General features: G+C 59.0%; 23 protein-coding genes. 10 read left to right on the top strand and 13 right to left on the bottom strand.

Going from position 1 to position 24214, the window contains the following annotated elements:
- Positions 1–2 precede the first annotated feature (2 nt).
- From QEH54_RS01315 to QEH54_RS01305, 3 genes are all read right to left on the bottom strand, one after another.
- The gene (locus QEH54_RS01315; protein ID WP_309016807.1) at positions 3–767 is read right to left on the bottom strand and encodes a site-specific integrase; all 765 of its coding nucleotides are present in this window, start codon (positions 765–767) and stop codon (positions 3–5) included.
- 60 nt (positions 768–827) lie between these two features.
- Entirely contained in the window at positions 828–1700 is an 873-nt protein-coding gene (locus QEH54_RS01310; RefSeq protein ID WP_309016806.1) for an SMP-30/gluconolactonase/LRE family protein, read from the bottom strand.
- 103 nt (positions 1701–1803) lie between these two features.
- Positions 1804–2475, bottom strand: a complete 672-nt coding sequence (locus QEH54_RS01305) for a 3'-5' exonuclease (protein WP_309016805.1) — start codon at positions 2473–2475, stop codon at positions 1804–1806.
- A 117-nt stretch (positions 2476–2592) separates the two neighbouring features.
- Between QEH54_RS01305 and hisN the strand changes: the two genes are divergently transcribed.
- Complete coding sequence (gene hisN / locus QEH54_RS01300; protein ID WP_309016804.1) at positions 2593–3357, top strand: histidinol-phosphatase; 765 nt, start codon at positions 2593–2595, stop codon at positions 3355–3357.
- 36 nt (positions 3358–3393) lie between these two features.
- Positions 3394–3831 (top strand): hypothetical protein, encoded by a 438-nt coding sequence (locus QEH54_RS01295; RefSeq protein ID WP_309016803.1) that lies wholly within the window; start codon positions 3394–3396, stop codon positions 3829–3831.
- A gap of 60 nt (positions 3832–3891) precedes the next feature.
- Here the strand turns inward: QEH54_RS01295 and rny are convergent, their stop codons facing one another.
- Complete coding sequence (gene rny / locus QEH54_RS01290) at positions 3892–5445, bottom strand: ribonuclease Y (protein WP_309016802.1); 1554 nt, start codon at positions 5443–5445, stop codon at positions 3892–3894.
- 249 nt (positions 5446–5694) lie between these two features.
- Here rny and QEH54_RS01285 point away from each other — a divergent pair, with 249 nt between their 5' ends.
- Positions 5695–7263: an HDOD domain-containing protein gene (locus QEH54_RS01285; protein ID WP_309016801.1), complete on the top strand. Its 1569-nt coding sequence runs from the start codon at positions 5695–5697 to the stop codon at positions 7261–7263.
- Between the two features lie 194 nt (positions 7264–7457).
- A complete protein-coding gene (locus QEH54_RS01280) occupies positions 7458–8300 on the top strand; it encodes an HDOD domain-containing protein (RefSeq protein WP_309016800.1) in 843 nt (280 codons plus the stop codon).
- A 112-nt stretch (positions 8301–8412) separates the two neighbouring features.
- On the opposite strand, the gene QEH54_RS01275 is transcribed toward QEH54_RS01280, so the two are convergent.
- Positions 8413–8916, bottom strand: a complete 504-nt coding sequence (locus tag QEH54_RS01275) for a hypothetical protein (RefSeq protein ID WP_309016799.1) — start codon at positions 8914–8916, stop codon at positions 8413–8415.
- A 109-nt stretch (positions 8917–9025) separates the two neighbouring features.
- Here QEH54_RS01275 and QEH54_RS01270 point away from each other — a divergent pair, with 109 nt between their 5' ends.
- From QEH54_RS01270 to QEH54_RS01260, 3 genes are read left to right on the top strand one after another with little or no spacing between them, the layout of a single operon-like run.
- Entirely contained in the window at positions 9026–9310 is a 285-nt protein-coding gene (locus QEH54_RS01270; protein ID WP_309016798.1) for a DUF167 domain-containing protein, read from the top strand.
- Positions 9311–9324: 14 nt separating this feature from the next.
- Entirely contained in the window at positions 9325–9909 is a 585-nt protein-coding gene (locus QEH54_RS01265) for an SET domain-containing protein-lysine N-methyltransferase (protein WP_309016797.1), read from the top strand.
- Between the two features lie 3 nt (positions 9910–9912).
- Positions 9913–11298 (top strand): LysM peptidoglycan-binding domain-containing protein, encoded by a 1386-nt coding sequence (locus QEH54_RS01260; RefSeq protein ID WP_309016796.1) that lies wholly within the window; start codon positions 9913–9915, stop codon positions 11296–11298.
- Positions 11299–11360: 62 nt separating this feature from the next.
- Here QEH54_RS01260 and QEH54_RS01255 read toward each other — a convergent pair whose 3' ends face one another.
- The gene (locus QEH54_RS01255) at positions 11361–11849 is read right to left on the bottom strand and encodes a hypothetical protein (RefSeq protein WP_309016795.1); all 489 of its coding nucleotides are present in this window, start codon (positions 11847–11849) and stop codon (positions 11361–11363) included.
- A gap of 153 nt (positions 11850–12002) precedes the next feature.
- Between QEH54_RS01255 and QEH54_RS01250 the strand changes: the two genes are divergently transcribed.
- Both QEH54_RS01250 and QEH54_RS01245 read left to right on the top strand, forming a co-directional pair.
- Positions 12003–12932 carry a bile acid:sodium symporter gene (locus QEH54_RS01250; RefSeq protein WP_309016794.1) on the top strand — a complete coding sequence of 310 codons (930 nt, stop codon included), beginning with the start codon at positions 12003–12005 and terminating at the stop codon, positions 12930–12932.
- A gap of 111 nt (positions 12933–13043) precedes the next feature.
- Entirely contained in the window at positions 13044–13502 is a 459-nt protein-coding gene (locus tag QEH54_RS01245; RefSeq protein ID WP_309016793.1) for a DoxX family membrane protein, read from the top strand.
- A 68-nt stretch (positions 13503–13570) separates the two neighbouring features.
- Here QEH54_RS01245 and QEH54_RS01240 read toward each other — a convergent pair whose 3' ends face one another.
- From QEH54_RS01240 to QEH54_RS01210, 7 genes are all read right to left on the bottom strand, one after another.
- Positions 13571–14488, bottom strand: coding sequence for an FAD:protein FMN transferase (locus tag QEH54_RS01240; RefSeq protein WP_309016792.1), 918 nt, complete (start codon positions 14486–14488; stop codon positions 13571–13573).
- A gap of 7 nt (positions 14489–14495) precedes the next feature.
- A complete protein-coding gene (locus QEH54_RS01235; RefSeq protein ID WP_309016791.1) occupies positions 14496–15995 on the bottom strand; it encodes a flippase activity-associated protein Agl23 in 1500 nt (499 codons plus the stop codon).
- A gap of 37 nt (positions 15996–16032) precedes the next feature.
- Positions 16033–16680 carry a discoidin domain-containing protein gene (locus QEH54_RS01230; protein ID WP_309016790.1) on the bottom strand — a complete coding sequence of 216 codons (648 nt, stop codon included), beginning with the start codon at positions 16678–16680 and terminating at the stop codon, positions 16033–16035.
- Positions 16681–16710: 30 nt separating this feature from the next.
- Entirely contained in the window at positions 16711–18042 is a 1332-nt protein-coding gene (locus tag QEH54_RS01225; protein ID WP_309016789.1) for a Gfo/Idh/MocA family oxidoreductase, read from the bottom strand.
- 28 nt (positions 18043–18070) lie between these two features.
- Complete coding sequence (locus QEH54_RS01220; RefSeq protein WP_309016788.1) at positions 18071–18610, bottom strand: hypothetical protein; 540 nt, start codon at positions 18608–18610, stop codon at positions 18071–18073.
- Between the two features lie 25 nt (positions 18611–18635).
- Positions 18636–19985 carry a Gfo/Idh/MocA family oxidoreductase gene (locus tag QEH54_RS01215; RefSeq protein WP_309016787.1) on the bottom strand — a complete coding sequence of 450 codons (1350 nt, stop codon included), beginning with the start codon at positions 19983–19985 and terminating at the stop codon, positions 18636–18638.
- Positions 19986–20286: 301 nt separating this feature from the next.
- Positions 20287–22203, bottom strand: coding sequence for an AMP-binding protein (locus QEH54_RS01210; protein ID WP_309016786.1), 1917 nt, complete (start codon positions 22201–22203; stop codon positions 20287–20289).
- 133 nt (positions 22204–22336) lie between these two features.
- Between QEH54_RS01210 and QEH54_RS01205 the strand changes: the two genes are divergently transcribed.
- On the top strand, positions 22337–24199 hold the full coding sequence (locus QEH54_RS01205) for an ATP-binding cassette domain-containing protein (RefSeq protein WP_309016785.1): 1863 nt from the start codon (positions 22337–22339) through the stop codon (positions 24197–24199).
- Positions 24200–24214 lie beyond the last annotated feature (15 nt).

Genomic DNA, 24214 nt, shown 5'->3' with positions numbered 1-24214 from the left:
AGTCAGCCCACCCTCAAGTTCACCACTTCAAAGCGTCGCAATCCGCAGCCATACAAGAGCTCCACCATCAAACGATGGGCGCGATCCAGCCGCTCAAACACTCGATCGATCTCGCTACGGCTAAGCACGGTGGGGATGTAGCGGCTTCGCTTCGCTCGCGTCACTCCGTCGAAGCCCTCGAATGGCCGTTTCCAGACATAGCGAAAAACGAAGAGCAAGGAGCTGAAGGCTTGATTCTGCGTAGAGGCCGACACCCCGCGACGGCAGGCGAGATGAGTGAAGAAACGGGCTGCGTCGCCCGCGTCCACCCGGTCCGGAGATTTCCCATGCAAAAAGGCCTGCAGAGCCCGCAGCCAAAACGCATAGGTGCGGAGCGTATTGGGAGAGTAATGACGCCGGCGAATCTCTTCGCAAAGCCGACCGATATCCTCTTCCCACGCCTCATCGTTCGCCTCTTTCTGCGACCGGTCGTCCAGCGGCATCTCGCGCTGAGCCGACGGGACGCTGCGACTCTCCATCATCTGAAAAAAGAGCGCGATCGCCTTCCTCGCCTGATCCACTTGAAAGGCGCCGCGCTGCTTTTCCTCGAGAAAACGCAGGAAAGCGCCTCTCGCCTCCAGGTCGTAGGGGGCCAGATCGCGACGCTCGCAAAAGAGCGAATAGCAGAGCAGCCATTGCTCGAAACGGGCTCGCTTCGATGAGGAGATCGCTTCGCGAGCGAGGTGGCGGCGATAGCGTGCCAGGTGAGGTGATAGGTGACTATCCATCGAGCCACCCCAGTTCGCAGCAGCCTTCGGAGCAAGAAACGAAGTTGAAAGGGGGGCCCGCTAGTCGTGGCGGAAGAGATTCGGAGGCAGTCCCTTCACCCCAGGCTTCACCGCAAACAACCCGCCTGCCTGAGGCTCCCGTTGCCAGTCTCTTTCCTCAAAGCCAATGCTGGCGGTCGAAACGTACAAAGTATCCAAGTTCTCACCACCGAAACAACACGTCGTGACTCGCGATGCGGGGAGTTTGATTTCCGCCATGCGGTCACCCGTATCCGGATCATAACGACGCACGCCCCATCCTTCCCAAAACGCCACCCACAGCTTTCCTTCCTGATCTATGGTCATGCCGTCGGGAACGCAATCCTCCCCAGTCGCGTCCACCACCACTCGGCGATTCGAGATGGCTCCTGCAGTCCGATCGAAATCGTAGCCCCAGATCACGCGTTGCGGACTGTCGATGAAATAGAAGCGAGTTGCATCAGCGTTCCAGGTCAGCCCATTGGAAATGGTGAGACCGTTTTCGATAACTTCAAAGCGACGTCCATCACGCTCCACGCGGTAGAGCGACTGCTGTTTATCCGGTCCCATGCCGCCAATGTACAGCCTGCCATCCGGTCCCGCCTTTCCGTCGTTAAGACGGTTCTCCGGATCGCCGTTCATGGGGTCGCACATTTTGTCAAGGCGCCCGGTACCGAAATCCAAACGGTAGAGCCCATCCTTAAGACCGACCACCAACCCGCCCTGAGCGTCTTCGACTACCGCGCCAACCTGCTGCCCTACCGCGACCGATTCGTTTGCTCCTGTATCCGGATCGTAGCGACAAACGCGATGTCCTTCGATATCCACCCAGTAGACCTTTCGCTCCCGCTCGCTCCAAAGAACGCCTTCCCCTAGCTGGGCTCGATCATGATAAACGCAACTGACTTGGCACATGAGCGCGACTCAAAGCCCTCTTTCCTGATTTGACCACTCCAAAGTCGACGCTACGGATCGAACCTGAGGGCGATACTCCGCCCGATTCCAAAGAGGAGCCAACCTAAAACAGCTGCTGCTGCTCGAACTTCTCGCGGCGGGCCGAACTGCCTTGGCTCTCAGCCAGCAATTGCCGAACGGTCGGCTTGCCATCGCTCAATTCGTTGCAGTAGAGAAGAAGCAGCAAGGCGCTCGCTAGTGCGTCGTAGAGGGCGCAATGGTAGCGGCTACGGTTCTCCGGACAGTACTTGGCAGCCAGCTCGTCGAGCTCGCGCTGCAGCTCCCACCGCATCACCAAATCCTCGAGCTTCAGCGAGGAACCATCGTCGCCATAGTTTCGATACACATAGCCCGTATCGATCCAAGGCCCCCATTCAGCGACTTTGCGATCGTCGCTCATCCAGGAATCCGACAGTCGAGCGTAGGGAAAGACCGCTTTGATCATGGAGTTTTCCGCCGACGCGAAGTGCGCCGCCAGCGGACCAGTCTCGCGCAGGTTGGCGAAACGATCCCACTCCTGGGCGAACGGCAGGCAGCGCTTGGCGTCCTCGTTTCCAATCCCATGGGTCGCTTGCTCCTTGCGCGAAATCGAAGCCTTGGGACGGCAGAGACGGGTGGCGGCGTCCACGATGCGCGTGCCCTTGAGCGTCACCACGCCAAACTCCACGATGCCGCAATGCGGACCGCCTTCGAAGTCGATGACATGGATTGGCAGCTCGTCCCAAAAAGGATCCATGACCTAGCAGCAAATGGATTTTTCTCTTCTTGGCAATGGTCGACCGGTCCATTCTGCTCAACTAACGCTTTTTTTGTGTTTGTTCCCCCTTCCCCTAGCCCCACAGTCAATCCAGCTATGCAATTCGAAGAATTCGACACTTTCACCGCCAAGCTCTGCAAGGAGAGCGAGCGCATCATCCTCGCCTACTTCGACGACCCCAACCTGGAAGTCATCTCCAAGAGCGACGACACGCCGGTGACCGCCGCGGACCGCGAAGCGGAAACCATGATTCGCGACGCCATCGAAACCCTCTACCCCGAACACGGCATCATGGGCGAGGAATTCGGATCGCAGAACGCCGCTTCCGACTACCAATGGGTCATCGACCCGATCGACGGCACCAAGACCTTCGCCGCCGGCACCCCGCTTTTCGGCACCATGATCGCGTTGCTGAAGGACGGAGAGCCGCTCTACGGAAGCATCAACTATCCGGGCGTGCGGAGGCGGCTATCCGGTGACAACGCGCGGGCATTCGCCAACGGGAAACCGATCCGAGCCCGCAGCAACGTTCCGCTGAAGGATGCGCTGGTCATGACCACCGACATCCAATCCATCGCCAAGCACCAGAACGGGGCGAACTTCGAGGAGCTGCTCGCGAAAACCAAGTTCTGCCGCACCTGGGGCGACTGCTTCGGCTACTACCTGGTCGCGATCGGCAAGGCTGACATCATGCTCGACCCGATCATGAATCCCTGGGACATCATGGCCTTGGTGCCCATTTTGAGAGGAGCCGGAGCGGTCATCACCGACTGGCGAGGCGACAACCCTGCAAAAGGCGAGTCATGCGTCGCAACAAATCCGGATCTTCACGAGTCTGTGATGAACATTCTCAATCAATAGACTGTCTGGAAATCGACCTAAGCCCTTTCCGCCAAGATGACCTCCCATTTCAAAACCGCCTCTTTCCTAGCCTTGCTCAGCGCGGTCCTGCTCCTCGGAGCCTGCGCCGAATCGCCCTACGACGACGTGCACTCCCAGCCGCGAGAAACCAAGGCTTGGGAAACCGCCGACATCGTCAGCTTCGACCAGCCGACCTTGGTCGCTCACTTGCAGATGCTTTCCGACGAAGCTGTGAAAGCGGCGGACGCGGGCGAAGCGGTTGAGTTCCATCACCTGGAGGTGGCGATCACAGCGGCCTTGGTTCAGCTGGAAAAGAACGCTTCCGGAAACGCCGAGGCCCTCGCCACTATCGAGTCCATCAAGCCCCTCGCGGTGAAACTGCACATCGCGGGACACGATGGAAACGTGGTGATGGGCGCCAAACTCGCCGCCGCCATCAGCGACCTGGTGTCCAAGCTGGCGACCCAAGTCTAGACGGAGAAACCAGGTCGAGCGCTCACGCCCTCCGCTCGATCCCAACGTCGCGAAACGCCGCTACTTGGCCGTCTCCACGAAGCGCTGCTCGCGCACCACGGTGACCCGGATCGAGCTGGGAAAATCCAGCTTTTCCTGAATTTCGTCCCTGATCCTTCGGGAGAGATCGCGGGCTTGCTCGTCGTCGGCCCGATCCGGATCGACGATGACCCGCACCTCGCGACCGGCCTGTATGGCGTAGGCCGTGCTGACCCCGGGAAAGGATTTGGCCACTTTCTCGAGCACCTTCAAACGGTCGATGTAGGCCGTCATGCTCTCCGCTCGAGCTCCGGGACGCACCGCTGAAATGGTGTCCGCCAGAATGACGACACCTGCGTAAAGCGACTCCGGCGGCACCTCCTCGTGGTGTGCGGCCACCGCGTTGACCACGATGCCGTGCTCGCCGCGAGCCTGCACGAACTCGCTGCCTACGATAGCGTGGCTGCCCTCGTACTCGCCGTCGATGGCCTTGCCGATATCGTGCAGCAAGCCCGCGCGCTTGGCGATGTTGGGATCGAGCCCCAGCTCCGAGGCGATGATCGAGGCCAGAAAGCCGACCTCCACCGAGTGCTCCAGCACGTTCTGCGAGTAGGAGGTGCGAAACTTGAGCTTGCCCAGCAATGTGATGATCTCCGGGTGCAAGCGGGAGATTTTCAACTGCTGCACCGCGGCGTCACCCGCGTCCTCCACGATCTGGTCCACGTCGTTGCGGGCCTCCCCGACGAACTCCTCGATGGTGGCGGGGTGGATGCGTCCATCGGATACCAAGCGCTCGAGGGCCACCTTGGCGATCTCGCGGCGAACCGGATCGAAGGACGACACCATAACGATGCTGGGCGACTCGTCGATAAGCAGCGTAGTGCCGGTAGCGGTTTCGAAGCATTTGATGTTCCGACCCTCCCGGCCGATGATGCGCCCCTTCATCTCGTCGTTGGGGAGCTGCACCACCGCGGCGGTGATGTCGTTGTTGGGCTTGCTGGCGATGCGCTGCATGGCCGCCAGGACAGTGCGCTTGGCCTCCCGGTTGATTTCCGCCTCGGAGCGCTCCATGATCTCGCGACGCAGCTTCTTGAGCTCCTCCGAGCAATCCATCTCCACCTGCTCCTGCAGAGCCTTCTTGATCTCGGCCACGTCCATGGACGCGAGATTGGCCATGGTGCGCTGCAGGTTCGCCGTCATTTCGGACAAGTTCCTACGACTGGACTGCACCTCCTCCAGCTCCTTCTCGATCTGGCGTTGACGAAGCTGCAGCTGATGATCCAGCGAGCCGAGCGACTCCTCGTGAGAGCGAATCTCCTTGAGCTTCATCTCGATCTCCAGCTCGGAACGCTGCTCAGCCCGCTCGAAATCGCTGCGCAACCCCTCGATCTCGCGCTCGACCTTGGCCCGCGCCTCGAGCGCTTCGATCTCAGCCTTCCGTCGGGATATATCGAGCAGCGCATCCGCCTCCTCCTTCGCTCGCCGGCGAGCTCGACGCATCGAAAGCAGCAAAATGACATACCCCGCGGTGGCGCCGATGAGCAAAGAAGCGATCGCTATCCAAATGTCGTTTCCCATAAAAAAAAACGGAGACACCTTAGCGGGGTCCCTTTGAAGTCCCACTATGAGCGATATTTAAGCAACAATGCAACAACAAGTTGAGCGACTCATTGTTGCCCGCAAAATGCCCCAATCCACGCTTTGAAGCTCGACCCGACTCTTGATAAGGCTTTGTAAATGCTGTCAATCGAATGGCAATCCTGGCGAAAGCCGATTGATTATTCCCACCAGCAACGCACCGACCGGCGTCGACCTCCTCATCGTTCCGCGCCCACACACCCGCCCATGTCAAATCCGCTCGCCAAAAAGACGATCGCCGCCATCGAGGCCGCACTCGACGACGACAAGTCGTCCGCGATCAGCGAAATCATACAGATCATCCAAGAGCTGGCGAACAAGGCCTTCAGCATCTCCATCTCCGAACTGTCCCAGCTGATCGGCCGCGACCCCACCATCACGGAGAGGGTCATCAGCGCCGCCAACACCATGGGGTTCAATCCCAGCGGCACGCCGATCCACACCATTTCCGAAGCCATCCACACCGTCGGATTCGAAAAGATCCGCAACCTCGCCATTTCGCTCATGCTGGCCGAAAACGCCGGTCAAAGCCTCAACACCTACGAGCAACGGGAGATCGCCGCCCTCTCGGTCTGCAGCGGCATGCTGGCCCAGCGACTGGCGACCGAAAGCGGGACCTCGGTGGACACCGAGCTGCTCTTCGTCTGCTCCTCGCTGCGCAATTACGGCAAGCTGCTCATGTCGACCTTCATCGTGGACAAGTATCGAGAAGCCCGGTCGCTGGCCTTGGAAATGCAAGACGACGACGCCTTTAAGGAAGTGTTCGGATTGACGCCGCTCGCCCTCGGCCGCTACCTGCTGCAGAGCACGAACCTGCCCAAGAGCATCATGGCCTCGCTTCGCGAGGTGACGCCGGAGGTCCTGGAACGCAGCGTTTCCAGCGCCGACGACGAGATCATGCTCATGGCGGAGTTCGCGGTAAACGTCAGCAGCCTCGCCTTCGACGAAAGCGTCGGGCCGGAGCAGTTCAATGCTCAGCTCAGCGACATTCTGGCCAAGTTCAGCCGAACCATCCCGATCAGCCTAGAGACCATCAACCAGGCCATGATCGAGGTCGAGGAGGACCTGAACCAGCTCAACCAGCTCATCGGCGTCAGCGAGGAAAAAGGCGGCGCCACCAGCAAGCTAAAGGCTCGCCTGGCCGGCGAAACGCTTCCCCAGCCGCCCGCCTCCTCCATCGTCAAGCGCCGCCAGAGGCCGAAGACCGTCGCTGAAATGGATAGCGAGGAAAGGGCGGAGCACTCAGCGGAGTCCTACCAGAAGGCTTCCGAAGCCATCTCCTCCAAACTGGTGCCCGGCTCCACCGTGGTGCAGAAGGAAATGTACGAAAGCGTCATCAAGGCCATCGCCACCGCGATCGATATCGAGGACTGCCTTGTCTTCATGCGCGAAGAGTTCGATACCCATTGCTTTTCGGCGCGCTTCGGCATCGGTCCCCTTTTCAGTCGCATCAAGAACCGCCCGGTGGTGGCGCCGGAGAAACGAGACGTCTTCAGCATCTGCCTCGCCCGACGCGAGGATATCCTCATCCAAAACACCGACACCGGAAAAATAAAATCCGTGCTGCCGGAGTGGATCGACAACGCGGGCAAGGTCAGCTCGTTCATCATTCTCCCGGTCAGTCAAAATCGGAAGCTCTTCGCCATCATCGCCGGCTTCGCGATGGGCAAAAGCATCGAATTGCAGGACACCGACTTGCGCTACCTGCGCCTCATTCGCGGCCACTTGACCACGCTGAAGGAGATGGTGGAAGATCGCTCGATCACCCTCATGTAGAGCGGAGACCAGTCGCCAGCGACAGGGAGGCGTTTCCCTGCAGAAAATAGAGCAGGCTACTCTCCAGAGCATAGAGGAGGTTAGCTACGGGAAAACGCGAGCGACCGCAAGGCCCGCAGCGGCCCACTGAGCTTGATTACCTCTTCTCTCTCAAGTCGCTTCAAGGGAAGCATTTGCTGGCGAAACCAATGGGCATGGACCCACTGAATCCCACAGTTGATGACCTTCAGCAACGATTCGAACGACTTTCCCCCGCTCATCGTATTGGCAAGAGCTTGCACGCCTTCATCGCAGAAGGAAACGTAAACCCGGACGAGATCATTTCCCTGATCCGCCTGGAGCCGCTGCTCGCCACCCGCATCCTGCGCGAAGCGAACCAGCTATCAAGCGACCGCACCGAATCCTACGCCAGCATCGAAGAGGCAGCCACCGCCATCGGCTTTCAGCGCATGTACGACCTGCTGGGCCTCTTCTCCTATCCTGCGACGACCGAGCGCGAAGCCTTTTCCTACACCACCGAAGCTTGGAAACGGGCCGTCACCTGCGCCGTCTGCATGGAAAACCTAGCGGAAAAGCACCGTCTCGACGCGCAGCGCGCCTACGCCATCGGTCTGATTCATTCGCTCGGACAATCGATTCTCGAGTCGGAACCGACCTACCGGAAACCGGCGCTCGAAAAGGACCTTTACGGCGAGCTCAACAACCGCCTGCGACGCTTCAACCTGTCCGGTCTGAGCTACGCCCTGCTGGCGGACTGGGGGCTTCCCTCCTCCATCACCGATCCGATCCGCTTCCAATACTCGCCTCTGGACTGCCAGACGACCGGCAAGATGGCTTGCCTGCTCAACCTTTCCAAATGGATCACCGGCGTGGTGCGCGAGGTGGACGAACTGCCCGACCAGGCCCTGGGCCCAGACGTGCTGGTGCTCAATCTGCTCGGCGAGGGAGAGCAAACGCTTTGGAATCTGGTCACCGACGTCAGCGACAGCCTGCAACGGGCGGACTTCGTACTGCAAGGCAAGTACAGCGCCTGCTAGACGCCCGCCAAACCAATCCTTTCCTCCTAGCTGAATCAGCAAAAAGCCCGCTACTCGTCTAGCGGGCTTTCTTCGCGCTATCGAGCGTCCCAGCGAAGCTCCGCCGGGCCCTTCACTCCTGGACCTGCGGGGCAGTCGACGCTTCAGGCTCGCCCTCGCGGGACGCCTGGGCCGAAGAATTGCGCAATTGGCTCACCGTGACCGGCAAGTCCACATTCAGCGGAGCGACTTCCACCGGCTTCTCCTTCGCGTAGTTCAGATCCGGTCCGTCCACCTGAGGCTTGCTGCGCCAGTCGAATCCCTCCTGATCGTACTGGTCCTGGTAGAACTTCGCCATGGCCTCCTCAGGGCTCGGCGGCGGCCCCTCCTTCACGGGGGCTTCCGGCTCGTCCTTCAAATTCAGCGGGGCCGTAAGGTGCAACCGCTCGCCCGGCTCCATGACCTTCTCCACGATGAGCTTGATGTACGGAGCCGACATCATGACGAAGACGCAAAGCACCAGAGCGGGCAGCACCATGATCAACGTGCGGCGGCCCAGCGGCTTTTCCATGCTGCTCTTCCACTGCCGCTTCTTTTCGATGAAATTCGGTTCCTTCTTCAGCTTGCTGTTCATCATTTGTTTCCCACGTCTCCCTATCTAAGAATTGAATCGCCCTCCATAAGGCAAGCACCCAGTGTGCAGCGCAGCCAAGCGGCCGCTCGCTCTGCAGCTGACTCGCCCGCCCATGACATGTTCCCATCCAGAGCCATTCATCCTGCACGTCAAGGTACAGCCAAACGCCTCGAAAAGCGAACTCGTCGGCTGGATCGACGAGCAGACCCTGAAGATACGCATCCAAGCCCCCGCTCAAGACGGCAAGGCCAACAAGGCCCTGGTCTCCTTTCTGGCGAAACGAATCGGCGTATCCAAAAACCAGATCAGCATCCTGCGCGGCGAGAGCAGCCGACAGAAAGTGATTGCCTTTAACCGCCTCTCAGCTAGCCAGAAACAACGACTCCCAAGCCGCTAATTCCTGATCCGCACATGGGCAAAGACGCCAAAGCAAAGAAAGCTAAGAGAAAGAAAAAGCCCGTCTTCATCGGTCTCGACGAAAACAACCAGCCGCCTGACTTTCCCTACGTCGCCACCGCAAGCTCCTCCATCCACAACCAAGGACTCTTCGCCGCCAAGCGCATCCCCAAGGACGAGTACATCATCCAGTACCTCGGCGAACGCATCACGAAAAAGGAGTCCAACCGGCGCGGAGTGGACCAGCACGACAAGTCGCAAGCCGAAGGCGTGGGCTCGGTCTACATCTTCGAAATCGACGACAAGCACGACATCGACGGCAACTTCGACTGGAACATCGCCCGCCTGGCCAATCACTCCTGCGATCCCAACTGCGAAGCTCAGGATGTAGAAGGAGAAATCTGGCTGGTCGCCTTGCGAACCATCAAAAAAGGCGAGGAGCTCACCTTCGACTACGGCTACGCCTTGGAACATTGGCGCGACCACCCTTGTCGCTGCGGGTCGAAAAACTGCGTCGGCTACATCGTGCGGCGCGACGATTGGGGTAAGCTCAAGAAGGTCCTGAAAAAAGAGAAAAAGACCCTGCAGGCCGCGAAATAGCCAATGTTCAGACTCTTCGCATACGCGACTCTCAGCCTCGCCCTGCTCTGCGCCAGCGCGGCAGCGGCCACGGAGCATCGCGTGCGACGCGGCGAGACCCTCACCGAAATCGCCCAGGCCTACAATATCACCGTAGAAGCGATCACCGAAGCCAACGCTCTCTCAAACCTCGATCAGCTAAGCGTCGGACAACGGCTCGTCATCCCGATCGCCGCCCCCAGCGAAGCCAGCTACATCATTCGAAAAGGCGACAACCTTTCCGATATCGCCAAACGCTTCGGGGTGACGGTGGACGAGATCAAAGCGGCCAACAATATCCCCAACGCTAATCGCCTCCAAGTGGGACAAGCCCTCGTCATCCCGGGAGTCCAGAGCGAAGGGCCAGCGAACGGATTGAGCTACACCATCCGAAGTGGAGACAACCTCTCCGACATCGCCAAGCGCTTCGGAGTCAGCCTTTCCGACATCAAGTCCGCCAACCGCCTCATCAATCCCAACAAGCTCGTGGTCGGGCAAACCATCGTCATCCCCGGAGCCAGCGCCCCGATCGCCAGCGCCCAAATCTCCTCCTACACCATCCAAAAAGGGGACAACCTCTCCGATATCGCCCAGCGTTTCGGAGTCTCGCTGGCCCAACTCAAGGCCGCCAACAACATTTCCGATGCGGACTTGATCAGCGTGGGGCAAACCCTCTCCATCCCCAGCGGCGAACCGCAGTACGTCGACTACAGGATCCGCAACGGCGACAGCCTCTCCGACATCGCCCAACGCTTCAGGACCAGCCCCTCCCAGCTCGCCTCCCTAAACGACATCCGAAACCCGAGCCGCATTCGCGTAGGCCAAGTGATTCGCGTCCCGGCGACCCCTGGCATGCACGTCCACGCTGGCGGGCACTACCCGACTCTCGATCCATCGGTGCAAAAGACGCTGGCCTCCATTCGCACCAAGTCCAACCAGTGGAAGCACATCGTCATCCACCACAGCGGCACGCGCACCGGCACCCCCAAGGGCATGGACCGATTCCACCGCGAAGAGCGACGCATGGAAAACGGGCTCGCCTACCACTTCGTGATCGGAAACGGAAACGGCATGAAGGACGGCGAGATCTACATCGGCGATCGCTGGAAACGCCAGATCCAAGGCGGACACCTCTCCAGCTACGCCCTGAACCAGATCAGCATCGGCATCTGCCTAGTGGGCGACTTCCAAAAAAACCGCCCCACACGCCAGCAGCTGGATCAGCTGGAAGCCCTCGTCAGGTACCTGATGAACCGCGCCGGCGTGCCTGCCTCGCGCGTCACCACCCACACCCTGATCCACCCCAAGCACACCCTCTGCCCAGGGAAGAACTTCCCTATCGATTCCTTTCGCGATTCGATCGCCAACTAGGCTTCCCGCCCCATCACGCCAGCCGCGTTTCGATCCGGCGAACGGCTAGACGAAAGGCAGCCCTAGCGCTTCTTCTTCGAATCCCCGTAGTGCATGGCGATGAAGTTCGGCGCGTAGTCCGCCTGGTAGTCGAGACTGCGGTACTCGCCAAACTTCCATCCGAGATACTCCGGGTCGTTCTCCACCGTCTGGCCGATCTTCAAGTAGCGCCAGGCCTCCGGGTCCACCAGCTTGTAGCGCAAGTGCACCGTCCAGCGAATCTGGGCCTTGTCGTGGCCCAGGGCGGTCACCCAACCTTGCACCTCGAAACGATCGTCTCCGAGCTCCTTGATGCGAGCTTCGAAATTGCCCCAGACACCATGCGAATTGAAGCGCACCGGGTTGAACTCGCTCTCCTCCTGCACGATCAGATTGAAGGTCTCCACCACGTAGTCGCGCGCCAGCTGGTAGACCTCCAGGCGATGGTAGGAGATCTCCACTTCATTGGGCTGGTATTCCTTGCCCATGCAAGCGCAGGCGAAGGCCAACGCCGCTATGCAGACGCGTTTCATTGCATTGCTAATCGTCTTCGCGTCGCGGATTTTTAGCAAATTCCCTTAGCGCAAGGACTTTGGCGCCGCGCAAGCCGCTCGGACACAGCCACTACCGACACATTATTTTCTGGAAAACCCTGAAGCGCTTCCTAGTTTCGAACGAATCCCCTTATGATTACCCCCCTGGAAGAAAGCCTCCTTAAGGCGATGATCCTCTTCATCATGTTCGGGCTGGGCTGCTCGCTTTCCACCACGGACTTCAAAGAGGCCCTGAAAAACCCGAAGGCGGTCATCGTGGGCTTCCTTTCGCAGTACCTCATCATGCCGGCCCTCGCTTTCGGCATGGCCAAGTTCTTCGAAATGAGCAACGCCTGGGCCATCGGCATCATCATCGTCGCCTGCTGCCCCTCCGGCACCACCTCCAGCCTCTTCAACTACTTCGCCAAAGGCGATCTCGCCCTCAGCATCTCGCTCAGCTCCATCACCACCGGAGCCGCTCTGCTAGCGATGCCTATCCTACTCACCGTCTACACCGCGCCCTTCGAAGCGGACAACCTACGGGTGGACATAAAAAGCGTCATGCTCTCCCTCGTGGCCTGCCTGCTGCCGGTAGCGGGCGGCATGTATCTACGCTACAAGAGCGAGCGATGGGCCAAGAACATGGAGGAAACCGGGGCCGCTCTGGGCATCATCGTCATCCTGTTTCTCATCCTCAGCTGGCTCCCGCGCAACTTCGACAGCATGATCAACAGCGACGCCTCGATTCTGTTCACCAGCATCGGATTGGGCCTTGGCGGATTCCTCTTCGGCTACTACTTCAGCCGCTTCCTCGGCATGAACCGCCGACGTTGCCGCACCGTCGCATTGGAAACGGGCATCCAGAACGGTCCCCTGGCCTTCGCCATCATCCTGCTCAGCTTTCCGGACAAGCAAATGGCCAACACCATCCTTTGGCCAGCCCTGCTCTACTCCTTCTTCATCGTCAACACCGCCACCGTCGTCACCTACTTCATGCGGCGCCTCAGCCGCAAGGAATGGTTCCATTTCGAGAACGACGAAGTGAAGAACGCCCTTTTCACCCAAGGCTGGCTTCGCCCCTGACGCAGCCGCCTCCGCGCAATCCTCCATCCCCAAACAACCTTCCGCTGAGAACGGCCAGTTCCTTGAATCACCCTGCGACCGTTCGATCTCGAACCCAAACCTGAAACGCTTATGTCTCGCAAATCCCCTACCCGCAACGGCTCTCCCCTCTACTGGTCCGCCGAAAGCTGGGCGATCATCTCCCTGCGCCTCTTCCTCAGCCTTCGTTTCATCCTCGCCGGACTAGGAAAATTCAAAGGCGAAGAGGGCTACTCCTTCGAAAACTACTACCAAGGCGTCATTCCTTGGATGACCAGCACCTTCGCCGAAAAGACCAACCTGCCAGGCTTCCTGGTCGTCCCCTACGCCTACACCATCGGCTACGTCGAGATCATCCTCGGAGTCCTCCTTTTGCTCGGCATCAAGACGAAGTACGTGCTCGCTCTGTTCGCGTTGACCTTCGTCTCGCTCGCCTACGGACAGATGCTGCTCGGAGATGGGAAAAGCGTATCCGATCTCGCCATACATTTGATGATCACCGCTGCGGCCCTTTATCTCGTCAGACACAACAAGCTGGAAGCCCTGCGCTAAAGGACTCCAAGAGAAGCGATTTCCCCCGCCCCTCACTAATCTAACCGACCCTAGAAGCCTCCGCGCTTCTAGGGTTTTTCATCGCGACCACGGAGAGGGTCGAAGGCTTCGACGAAACGACTGCCTTCGATCAAACGCCCCTCCTCATCCTCCACCGCCAGGGCGACTGGGCTCGATCCTGAATTGGCAGCTTGAATACGCTCCAAGGGCATCAGCATGGCGGCGGTGCTCATCGCGTCAGCCAGTCCCGCGGAGTCTGCATGCGCATAGGAGCGCGACCAGAGGCAGCCGCTTTGTCCGCTAGCGGGATCGATGATGTGCTCCTCCTGGAACCCCAGTCCCGAACTAGCCAGAGCTCCTCTCCCTATCGAAAAGTCGAACGCATCGCCAAGCGTACCCTCCCAACGTTCGCCCCGATCGGTCGAGCGAAACAGCAGCGTGCTGCCGCCGATACTGAATAAAGATACCTCGACCTCCCAATCGTCCAAAATCTCGATACACGCATCGAGAGCGTACCCTTTCCCCACGCCTCCCAAGTCGAGCAACCATCCATCGAGCCCTTTCCTCACGCGACGCGTTGCCGGGTCAATCTCGATCGCCGCCAAGTCGCCGCGCCCCGCAACCCGCTCGCCAAGCGAAAGAAACGATGGAGCGTTTCCCTTCGCGAACAACGCTTCTCGTCCCAGAAACGGATTGAACAATCCACCGCTCAGGGCGCTCGCGCGACTTGCCAGCTGCAAGCATTCGATGCACTCGCTGGAAACCGTCACCACCTCGTCCGCCCTCGCTCGGTTTATTCGGGTCACGTCGCTGCTTTCCTGATACAGACTGAGCTTGGATTCCACTTCGTCGATACGCTGAAAGCACTCATAGGCGACCTGCTTGGCGTACTCGAAATCCACGCCGCCCAACCAAAGCTGCACTTCCGTAGCCATCGCTTCGTGGCGAAAGCGGTGCTGGCTGGCATCCTCCTTTATTTTAAGCATCGCGACGCTACTCCTCCCTTTGAATCAACGCCCTATCGAAAGGCTTCGTCACCCGAAGGGCAAGAAGGGTGTTCGGCCGCAAACCGTGCAACTCCCACAGAGCCTCATCGTCGCCCCCCATTTCGACAGCGTCGAGCAGGCGCGTGTCAAAAATCTCAAGATCGAGTTCCGGTCGTTCATCGACAGTCCTCCAGTAGCCGACCGATTCCCAATCCCGTAAGTGCCAGGGCAAGGGCCATGCTCCATCCGGAGCGTACACCCCGAGCGCTAGCGTCTCCCGGCCGTAGGCCCGTTCAAGCCGATCCAGGCGCTCGAGCAGTCGCTCGTATCGAGGCGTGGTATGAACATACAAATAGGGATTGCGCGAGGCGCTCGCATAGCGATTCACCGCTAGATCGCAGCGAATCCACAACTCGCCCAGGCAAAGGGCAGTAGCGACCGTCGCCAAAGCGACTCCTAGGCGCCGCCCTTTCAACGTGAGCTCCGAAAGGCGCATCACCCCGCTCGCAGCCACATAAGCGAGCCCCAAGTATGGGGTCAAGAGCAACCAAGGATTCTTGTAGGGAATCAGCGAATACAATAGAACCAGAACGAGCGAAAACAAGCACACGAAAAGGCGGAAGCGAGCCGCTTCCGTTTTCGCCTTTCGATCGAAATAAAGCGCAGCGCCCGCTCCACCCGCAATCGCCATCAGAAGAAATAGCTCGCCCCAAGCGATTCCCTCCAGCGTCCTGGGCAAAAAGAAGCTCAGATAGAAAAGAAACGGTTTTTCATGCCCCTGACCTTGAGAACGCTCGGCGTAGTGAAAAAAGGATACAACGCCATCGACAATACCGCTAGGATGGGAAAAGAAGGACGAAAAGAACAGAACGTGAAGCGCCGCCACTATCGCGAGTCCTGCAGCAGCATGCGTTGCCACGAGCTTTAGATTGACCCCTCGGGCCAATCGACTTCTCGATACGACAAGCAGCAGCGTCGCTGCAATCACCATCGCTAAGAAGTGAATCCAGCCCGTCTCTTTCGTCACGTGCATCAGTCCGAGCGAGCTTCCCAAAGCTAGAGAGCTTGGCCAGGTCCCTTTTTCCAAGTAACGAAAAAGCGAATACAATGCGGCGAGAGTGAAGAACGCCAAAAGGCTCTCCTGAATGTAATACGCCCCGTAGATTACAGCCAATGGAGCGATCGCGCAGATGGAGCCCCACAGCAGCGCTGCGCCGCTTCCGTAGCGTCGAAGGAGAAGCACTCCGAAAAGCAGCGTGACCAAGCTGAACGCCATGGGGATGCGACGCATGGAGGCGTCGCTGAGGGCTCCCGCCTCGTCTTTGAGAAACGGAGCAGCCCATTCGGTCGCGAAATAGAGCAGCGGTCCATGGTGTTCGGCCGGATCGTAGCGATAGTCGCCTTCCTCTATCAGACGCCAAGCCTGATAGGACTGAACCCCTTCGTCCGCATGGTACATGCGAAAATGGGCGTCGCGATGACGCAAGGTCGCCGCGACGCCCACCATTACTAACGTAAGCGCTAAAAAAAGGAGAGTCTTTATTTTAGTAGACGCCAAACACCTCGACCTCGACGTAGTGATTCATCTCGTTGCTGGTATTGCCATCTGAATACAATCGAACATAGCGACCGGTCGCCTGCTTGGCATTGATCAGCTTGCCTTTGTTGGTCTCGATGTAGGCCATGTCCTTGCCGACGCCGAACCCAGCGGAATTGTCGTGGTCGTTGTTGAAAATCGTGGTCACACCCTCTTCGAACTCAGGATCGTTCGATACCTGAATCACCATGTCCACGTAAGCTCGCTTTTGAGTGTGGAAGTGCCAAACGCCGATCCCATAAAGGGTCGCTGGCTCTTCCAGGTCGATCTGAACCCACTGCAGCCCTTGGGCCAACTCGACGAAATAACCTTCCTCGCTCTCCTTGTCGCCATCGGTGACCAGCTCCAGCTCGCCGATGATGGGAAAGTCGTCGCTGGAGGTGACTTCCTTTTCGTACGCGATGTTTTCGATATCCGCTGGGGCCATGATCTCCGGCTGAGGGGCGTCGGGCGATTCCAGATTCGGCAGGTTGATCGGCACCGGCGTACCGCTTAGAAACGGTGGAGGGAATTCAAGGTTGATCGGCGCCTTCTCCGCGAAGAGAGGAAACGCCAGCGCGGTGGCGAGAGAAAGTGTTATGAGTTTCTTTTTCATTTCGTATTTCCTATTCGGATACTAGATGGTTTAGACTTCGAAGTCGGATTTATCAAAGGTGAGCACAGAGCTCGCCGCTACCGCCTCATTCACGCGGAAGATGCCGACTTCGCTCTTGAAGGAATGCTCCACGTCCGCGTTGAGTTTGCCCTTTCCGCGCACCGCGCCGAAGAAGTTCTCCAGGTGCGGCTGGTGTGGTGGCTTATCCAATACAACCGGAATATCGAAAGCCGCCAACGGCGCGGTCTCGCGCACGTCGATCTTGCCATCTTCCTTGGGCGCGGGAGCTTCGGTCTGTTTCAGATACATGAGATCCTCCCATTTCTTCCAATCCGGAGCCCGCTCCTCGCGGAAGATTTTGCTCAGGCTGGGATTCTCCGACATCTTGATGGCTCCTTCGTCGCCCATGAAGTACTCCCAATAGCCGCCGCCGGCGCTGGTGGTGGTGAGGGTCTGGTAGAAGGCGCGAACCGGACCGTAAGCGGTGTCGTATTCGTAAATGACCATCACGTTGTCGTACCACTCGCGATTGGGATAGTAGTCCGCTCCGCCGCTGGCGAAAACCGACTTTGGCTGAGCGTCGAGAAACCAGTTGTAGATATCGATCTGGTGAGCGCCGAGGTCGGAGATCGGTCCGCCGCTTAGCTCCTTGAACCAGCGCCAATTGCGAAACTGGTGCATGTCCTCGTAGCCGTAGCGCTTCAGCGTCTCGTCCGGAATGGCATACTTTTTCGGCCATCCGATATCGGGGGTGACCGCTCGATTCCATTGACCGTTCAGGTTGGTGATGCGACCGGGAATCTTGGCCTTCTTGATCAAGTTTTCGTAGGCGTGGATGTAGCGCGGATTGCTGCGGCGCTGGTGGCCGATCTGACAGAGCTTGCCGGTTTCGCGGGCCGTCACTACCATGGAGCGAGCTTCCTCCACGGTGCGGGCCATCATCTTCTCGCAATAGACGTGAAGACCTGCCTTCAAACACAGGTTGGTGTGACGAGCGTGCCAGAGGTCAGGCGTGGCCACGATGGCGACATCCAAGCCCTTTTCCTGGGCGAGCATGTCCTCGATGTTCTCATACGCGTTTACCTCGTAGCCCTCCTTCTTCAGTTTGCGCTCTCCGTAGGTACGGCTGTACTCCCAGATATCGCAAACGGCGCGGAACTGCAGCCCCGGGATGTTGAGCATGGAGTCGAGCAGGACGCGGCCCTGCACCCCAAGCCCCACCAGAGCCACGTTGATGCGATCGTTGGGGGAGCCTTGAGCGAAACTGAAGCGTGGGGCGATCAGGATGCCGCCGCCGGCGATCATGCTGTTTTTGATAAACTTTCTGCGGTCCATCGAATGGGTATTCAATTCTTCTGACATTTCGTTTGGGGGATTTCGCTCCGAGCGTTCAGAGCTTGTTGTAGACGGCAAACCGGTTGTAGCGAACGAGCATCAAGGCCAAGGCGATCAGAACGACGTGCGTGCCCAGCCAGGCGATGCCTCCGCTTTCGTTGAGCAGAATCAAGCCGACCGAAAGACTGGCGTACATGAGCCCGCTGGCAAACAAGGTGATGCGCGGCAAGGCGCCTAGAAGCAGGAGCACGCCCAGAGCGATGAGCGCGTAGCCCAGCACTCCAGAATAGAGATCGAGCATCCAGACCGGCATCAAAGGCTCCTGCGCGAACTTGTCGTAAAGTGGCTGCGGCAGGCCGTGGTAGTGCTCGAATCCATACTCCTTGACCTTCACGTTCACCATGGCCCCGCTGATGTCGGGATCGCCAAACTCGTCCAGCAGCGGCTGCTGCTCGACCTTGACGCCCGCGAACTTTTCGAGGCCCGTCAGCAAGGAGCGCACGCCCAGCCAGACGCGCAGCATGATGAAGGCGAGCGAGGCGCCCAAACTGTCGAAAGCGACGCCGCTTCCGGTTGATTCGTTTTTCGGTTCCATAGGGGTTTACGATCTGATTTAACGATTAATCAGTTAAGAACGATTTATCGTAGTCATACAAGCTATATAGAAACTTATTCGCTTTGCGGTTGTTTTTTACCTTCATTTTCACCGGATCGTACTCGATGCGGGTGCCGGCGAAGAGAGATACGTTTCCGAGCAGGGCGACTTCGGTGAAGGGGGCGGCGTAGTCGAAGTTGGAGCCGGGCATGCCGCCTTCCCTGATGGCGTCGGCGAACTCCTTTTGCGGACCGCCCTTGATGCGCGGCAGGGTCTTGGGCGGCAGGCTGGGCTTGATCTCCTGGAACGTCTCGTCCGGAAAGACGCGCACCGATCCGCTGTAGGTATCGGTGTAGAGAGTGATGTCCTCTCCGACGATGAAGCTGCCGTTGTTGGTATCGCTGCCGTAGGCGTCGGAATCGAAGAAGTCGTCCGGCACGTGGGGGATGCCCAGCGGCTTCGGGCCGCCCTCGAACCAATGCGTGGTGATATCCGACCTGCCGTCCCGGCCCTTGAAGAACATCTGGGTGGTCATGGCCGAGGGGAAGGTGCTCTGGTTGAAGCGAGTGGCCTGCGTTTCCACCCAGTCCGGGTAGCCGAGTCCGAGACCGCTGTAGGCGGAGTCCATGATATGGCACGCCATGTCGCCGATGCTGCCACAGCCGTAGTCACGCCAGCCGCGCCAGTTGAAAGGAACGATGCGGCTGGAGTAGCTTTTCTTGGGGGCCACGCCCAGCCAGAGCTCGTAATCGAGGTGAGCGGGCACCGGATCGCTGCCACGGTCCAGATAGCCTTGCGGCCAGAAGGGCCGGTTGGTCCAGTGGTAGGTGTTTTTCACCTCTCCAAGAATTCCCGCCTGGTACCACTCCTGGATCAGGCGCAAGCCCGCGTAGGTGTGGCCTTGATTTCCCATCTGAGAAATCACGCCCGCCTCCTTGGCCGCTCGCCGCAGTTCGCGAGCTTCCCAAATGCAGCGCGTCAGCGGCTTCTCGCAGTAGACGTGCTTGCCGTGGGCGATGGCCCACATGGCGATGGGATAGTGCATGTGATCCGGCGTGGTGATCACCACCGCGTCGATCTCGGCCCCCATCTGGTCCAGCATGACGCGATAGTCCTTGAAGGCCTTGGCCTTGGGAAACTCGGCTCGCATCTCCGCTGCCCGCTCGTCATCGACGTCGCAGAGCGCCACGATGTTTTCGCCCGCGAGCGCTTGGATGTTGTTCTTGCCGCGTCCGCCGGCGCCCACGAAGGCGACGTTCACCTTTTCGTTTGCGGCCAGCTTGCTACCGCCCATCAGGATATGGGGAAATACTACGGCCCCAGCCGCGGCCAAAGCAGAGGTCTTGATAAGCTCTCGACGAGTTAGTTCGTTCATGGGGTAAAATAACAGGGTTAGTATTAGAAGAACTTCAAAGGGGCCTAACGACCGCTTCGAACGAGGTCCAACCAGAACGTCGCAGGACGCGCGTCGCCAGATTAGTCAAAAGTTTCTCGAATCCCCTTGATTAGTTTGGCTTGCGCGATTTCTACGACAGCTCTCGGACGCGTCGGATCCTACGCTCGGCGCGCTTAGGATCAATAGCGCCCTTCGCCTTCGATACTCGTATTTTAGAATGATCCAACGCGTCCGAAGCAAATTCCGGAAATCGGGGGGCGAACGGTCGGACGGGAAGGGCTCAGCTCGCGTAGATCTCCTGAATCAGATGGTGGTACTTTTCGTCCACCACATGCCGCTTGATCTTAAAGGTGTTGGTCATTTCATCCCCAACCTCGAAGGGCTTCTTGAGCAAACGGATTCCATGGATGTGCTCGTAGGATTTGAAACCGTTATCCACCGAAATGTAGCGCTTCGCCTCCTCGTGCAGGATCTTCAACACCTTTCGGGTGATCTCCAAGTCGTCCAGGCTCTCGGCCGCGATACCCAACTGCTGCAGCCCCTCGACCGAGGGCACGATCAAGGCGCCGAGCTGCTTCTTGTCCTGCCCCACCACCATGCATTGATCGATCAGCGGCGATTCGCAAAGCTTGGCTTCGATGGGGATCGGCTCGATGTTCTCGCCGTTGAGCAGGACGATGGTGTCCTTGGAGCGGCCGACGATCTTTAGGCAGTCGTTGAAGGTGAAGATGCCGATGTCGCCGGTATTGAACCAGCCATCCTTCAGGACGCGCTCGGTCGCCTCCGGATTCTTGTAGTAGCCCTTCATGACCTGAGGGCCTTTCACGTGAACCTCGCCCTTCAATCCACGGCCTTCGCCCTTGTACTTCGAATTGGGAAACAGGATTTCTCCCGTATTCAGATCCACGATACGAACTTCAGTCTCATCGTACAGGGGACCCACCGTGCCGATCACGAGCTTGCGAACCGTCCGCACAGCCACCACCGGAGAGGTCTCGGTGAGGCCATAGCCTTCCTTGACCGGGATTCCTATGTAGTTGAAAAACTCGTCGACGTGCGGCTGCAACGCCCCTCCTCCGGAAACGGTCCCCTTGAAGCTGCCCCCGACAATCTGTCTCAGCTTTTCCAATACAACCGCATTGAGAGCGACGTAGAGGGGAAGAAACACAAGGATCTTCAATACGCTCAAAATCGCCTTTCCAGCTCGCTCCGCTAGGCTGCGTCCCGTCAGATCCATCTCGCGCCCCGTCAGATAGAAAGTGGAGCCCTTGACCTTGCGCGAGCAATAGTAGGCCGCCCGGAAGAGCCCGCGCCGAATCCAGTGCGACTCCCGCACGTTCTTCATGATGCGCAGATAGAGGTTCTCCCACAGGCGCGGGGCGGACGCCATGATGGTTGGCTTCACCTTCTTCAGATCGTCCGCTATGGTGCGCAAGCTGGTGAAGTAGGTGCAGCAGCCGTTGCTGATGGCGATCATGTGAAACACGCGCTCGTAGCTGTGCCAAACGGGCAGAATGGAGAGCAGGCGATCGTCCGGCTCGAGGGGAAAGGGCAGGTTGCGAACCTGGGAGGCCATGTTGGCGTGCGTGAGCTGCACCCCCTTGGGTGTGCCCGTCGTTCCGGAGGTGTAGATGAGCGTGAAGAGATCGTCGGACTTGATCTGAGCCATGCGCTGCTCGATCTGCCGATCGCCCTGCTTTCGCAACGCCTTCCCGCGCTCGACTAGGGAATACAGATGGAGCACCCCCTTGGGGGCTTCCACCTTCGGGTCCATCAATACCAGATGCTCCACCCGATCCAGCTTGGGCATCATGCGGATGACGCGGTCGAGCAGCCGCTTGTCCTCCACGAACACCACCTTGGAATCGGAATGGTTCAGGATGTATTCTATCTCCTGATACGTTATATCCGTTCCGCGAGGGACGTCCGCCGCTCCCGCCATCAAAATCGCGTAGTCGGCGATGTTCCACTCCACCCGATTGTCGGACAGCAACGCCACGTGATCGCGCGCTTTCACGCCGATCTCGATCAGAGCAGTGCCGAGATACAGCCCGAAGTCGTAGAGGTCCTGATAGCTCACGGGCACGAAAACGCCGCTTTTCACTCGAGTGGCGAAAGCTGGCTTTTCCCCATACCGTTGGGCCGCCAGTCGATAGACTTCAGCCAAGTTATCCGCTGCGATACCTGTGAACTTCATGAAAACGAGTCCTGAATGTGTGAAGGGCTCCTAATGGGGTTTCAACTCAAAACCCCCGGGCTGCCCAGACCCTGGCGACGCGCATTTTCGATTTGCATCGCCAGCGTCCTCCCGGATCCTAGCCGCCTCTCAGATGCCCGTTCTCAGCGTAACAGAACTCACCATCAGCTTCAGCGGTCCTCCCGTGATCGAAAACGCCAACCTGCACATCGATCGCGGCGAACGCGTCTGCGTGCTCGGGCGAAACGGAGCTGGAAAGTCCACCTTGCTGAAAGTGATTTCGGGCGACTACGCCCCGAATACGGGCTCCATCACCTTTCCCGAAGGCGGTGGGGCCGCCGCTCTACCGCAGGAAATACCCAATTCTATCGACTCTTCCGTGCAGGAGATCATCACCCTAGGCTTCGGAGCCGAAGGATCCGAACTGCTGAAGCTGCACGCCGGCCAGGAGCACGCCCCCATCGATCCGGAACGCCAGTGGAAGATGGAAGCGGCCATCGAGAAAACCATCAAGGAGCTGCAGCTCGACCCAAGAGCAGCGTTCAACGCGCTCTCCGGAGGCATGAAGCGCCGGGCGCTTCTCGGCAAGGCCCTCGTTCGCGAGCCCAGCGTGCTGATCCTCGACGAGCCGACCAATCACCTGGATCTCGAGTCCATTCTCTGGCTGGAGAACTACCTGCTGGGCAGCAAGCTCACCCTGCTTTTCGTCACCCACGACCGGGCCTTTCTCAAGAAGCTTGCCACCCGCATCGTGGAAGTGGACCTCGGCAAACTCAACAGCTTCCGCTGCGACTACGAGACCTACCTCACTCGCAAAGAGGAAATGCTGGAGATCGAGGCCCGCAACCAGGCTGCCTTCGAGAAAAAGCTCTCCCAGGAAGAGGCTTGGCTGCGCAAGGGCATCAAGGCTCGCCGCACCCGAAACGAAGGTCGAGTGAAGGCCCTGAAAAAGCTGCGGGCGGAACGCCAAAGCTGGCGGACCCGCGACGGGAACGCCTCGTTCTCCCTGCAGAACAGCCAGACCTCGGGAGCCAAGGTGATCACCGCGAAACAGGTTTCAGCCAGCTTCGATGGCCGCCAGGTGCTGCGACCGTTCGACGCCCAGATCATGCGGGGCGATCGCATCGGCGTCATCGGCCCCAACGGATCAGGCAAGACCACCCTGCTGAAGCTGCTGCTCGGCAAATTGCCGCCCACAAGCGGCGAGGTGGAACATGGGACCAAGCTGGAGATCGCCTACTTCGATCAGATGCGAGCCCAGCTCGACGATTCGAAAACCGTATTCGACAACGTGGCGGACGGGAACGAAACGGTGACCGTGGGCGGAAAGTCCAAGCATGTCATGTCCTACCTGCAGGACTTCCTCTTCACCCCCGAACGAGCCCGGGCTTCGCTGAAAATCCTCTCCGGCGGCGAGCGCAACCGCCTCCTGCTGGCCAAGCTCTTCACCCAGCCGGCCAACCTGCTGGTGCTGGACGAGCCGACCAACGACCTCGACGCGGAGACGCTGGAGCTGCTCGAGGAGCTGATCGCCGATTTCGAAGGCACCCTCCTGCTGGTCAGCCACGATCGCGACTTCCTGGAAAACACCGTCACCAGCCTGCTCGCCATCGATCGAGCTGGCAACATCGTGGACCATCCAGGCGGATACGAGGACTGGTTCGCCAAGCGGCAGCGAACCCAAGTCGAGCAGGCCAAGCAGGCCAGCGCGGCGTCCACCAGCTCTCGCAGCACCTGGAAGGAGCGAAAGCCGAAATTCTCCAATCGCCAACGCGCCGAATTGGAGGCGCTGCCGCAGCGCATCGAGCAGCTCGACGAGGAAAAGGAATCGCTGATCGCCCAACTCGCCGATCCCGCCACCTACCAGGACGAAAGCGTCAGCGTGGCCGAGCTCAAGGAACGACTTGGCGCCATCGAGGCCGAATCCGAGAAATGCTATCAGCGCTGGGAGGAATTGGAGACGCTCAAGGAGTCCCTTACGGATAGCGAGAGCTGAGCGATTCCAAGCGCC

The sequence above is a fragment of the Pelagicoccus sp. SDUM812003 genome (assembly GCF_031127815.1).
GTDB lineage: Bacteria > Verrucomicrobiota > Verrucomicrobiia > Opitutales > Opitutaceae > Pelagicoccus.
Note: the sequence above shows the minus strand (reverse complement) of the source record. Positions and strands in the feature narration are given on the sequence as shown.

What these genes read in the sequence shown, in the direction of transcription:
- QEH54_RS01315 (WP_309016807.1), bottom strand. Translation starts at nt 767, where the DNA reads ATGGATAGTCACCTATCACCTCACCTGGCACGCTATCGCCGCCACCTC.
- QEH54_RS01310 (WP_309016806.1), bottom strand. Translation starts at nt 1,700, where the DNA reads ATGTGCCAAGTCAGTTGCGTTTATCATGATCGAGCCCAGCTAGGGGAA.
- QEH54_RS01305 (WP_309016805.1), bottom strand. Translation starts at nt 2,475, where the DNA reads ATGGATCCTTTTTGGGACGAGCTGCCAATCCATGTCATCGACTTCGAA.
- hisN (WP_309016804.1), top strand. Translation starts at nt 2,593, where the DNA reads ATGCAATTCGAAGAATTCGACACTTTCACCGCCAAGCTCTGCAAGGAG.
- QEH54_RS01295 (WP_309016803.1), top strand. Translation starts at nt 3,394, where the DNA reads ATGACCTCCCATTTCAAAACCGCCTCTTTCCTAGCCTTGCTCAGCGCG.
- QEH54_RS01285 (WP_309016801.1), top strand. Translation starts at nt 5,695, where the DNA reads ATGTCAAATCCGCTCGCCAAAAAGACGATCGCCGCCATCGAGGCCGCA.
- QEH54_RS01280 (WP_309016800.1), top strand. Translation starts at nt 7,458, where the DNA reads ATGGACCCACTGAATCCCACAGTTGATGACCTTCAGCAACGATTCGAA.
- QEH54_RS01275 (WP_309016799.1), bottom strand. Translation starts at nt 8,916, where the DNA reads ATGATGAACAGCAAGCTGAAGAAGGAACCGAATTTCATCGAAAAGAAG.
- QEH54_RS01270 (WP_309016798.1), top strand. Translation starts at nt 9,026, where the DNA reads ATGACATGTTCCCATCCAGAGCCATTCATCCTGCACGTCAAGGTACAG.
- QEH54_RS01265 (WP_309016797.1), top strand. Translation starts at nt 9,325, where the DNA reads ATGGGCAAAGACGCCAAAGCAAAGAAAGCTAAGAGAAAGAAAAAGCCC.
- QEH54_RS01260 (WP_309016796.1), top strand. Translation starts at nt 9,913, where the DNA reads ATGTTCAGACTCTTCGCATACGCGACTCTCAGCCTCGCCCTGCTCTGC.
- QEH54_RS01255 (WP_309016795.1), bottom strand. Translation starts at nt 11,849, where the DNA reads ATGAAACGCGTCTGCATAGCGGCGTTGGCCTTCGCCTGCGCTTGCATG.
- QEH54_RS01250 (WP_309016794.1), top strand. Translation starts at nt 12,003, where the DNA reads ATGATTACCCCCCTGGAAGAAAGCCTCCTTAAGGCGATGATCCTCTTC.
- QEH54_RS01245 (WP_309016793.1), top strand. Translation starts at nt 13,044, where the DNA reads ATGTCTCGCAAATCCCCTACCCGCAACGGCTCTCCCCTCTACTGGTCC.
- QEH54_RS01240 (WP_309016792.1), bottom strand. Translation starts at nt 14,488, where the DNA reads ATGCTTAAAATAAAGGAGGATGCCAGCCAGCACCGCTTTCGCCACGAA.
- QEH54_RS01235 (WP_309016791.1), bottom strand. Translation starts at nt 15,995, where the DNA reads ATGGTGGGCGTCGCGGCGACCTTGCGTCATCGCGACGCCCATTTTCGC.
- QEH54_RS01230 (WP_309016790.1), bottom strand. Translation starts at nt 16,680, where the DNA reads ATGAAAAAGAAACTCATAACACTTTCTCTCGCCACCGCGCTGGCGTTT.
- QEH54_RS01225 (WP_309016789.1), bottom strand. Translation starts at nt 18,042, where the DNA reads ATGTCAGAAGAATTGAATACCCATTCGATGGACCGCAGAAAGTTTATC.
- QEH54_RS01220 (WP_309016788.1), bottom strand. Translation starts at nt 18,610, where the DNA reads ATGGAACCGAAAAACGAATCAACCGGAAGCGGCGTCGCTTTCGACAGT.
- QEH54_RS01215 (WP_309016787.1), bottom strand. Translation starts at nt 19,985, where the DNA reads ATGAACGAACTAACTCGTCGAGAGCTTATCAAGACCTCTGCTTTGGCC.
- QEH54_RS01210 (WP_309016786.1), bottom strand. Translation starts at nt 22,203, where the DNA reads ATGAAGTTCACAGGTATCGCAGCGGATAACTTGGCTGAAGTCTATCGA.
- QEH54_RS01205 (WP_309016785.1), top strand. Translation starts at nt 22,337, where the DNA reads ATGCCCGTTCTCAGCGTAACAGAACTCACCATCAGCTTCAGCGGTCCT.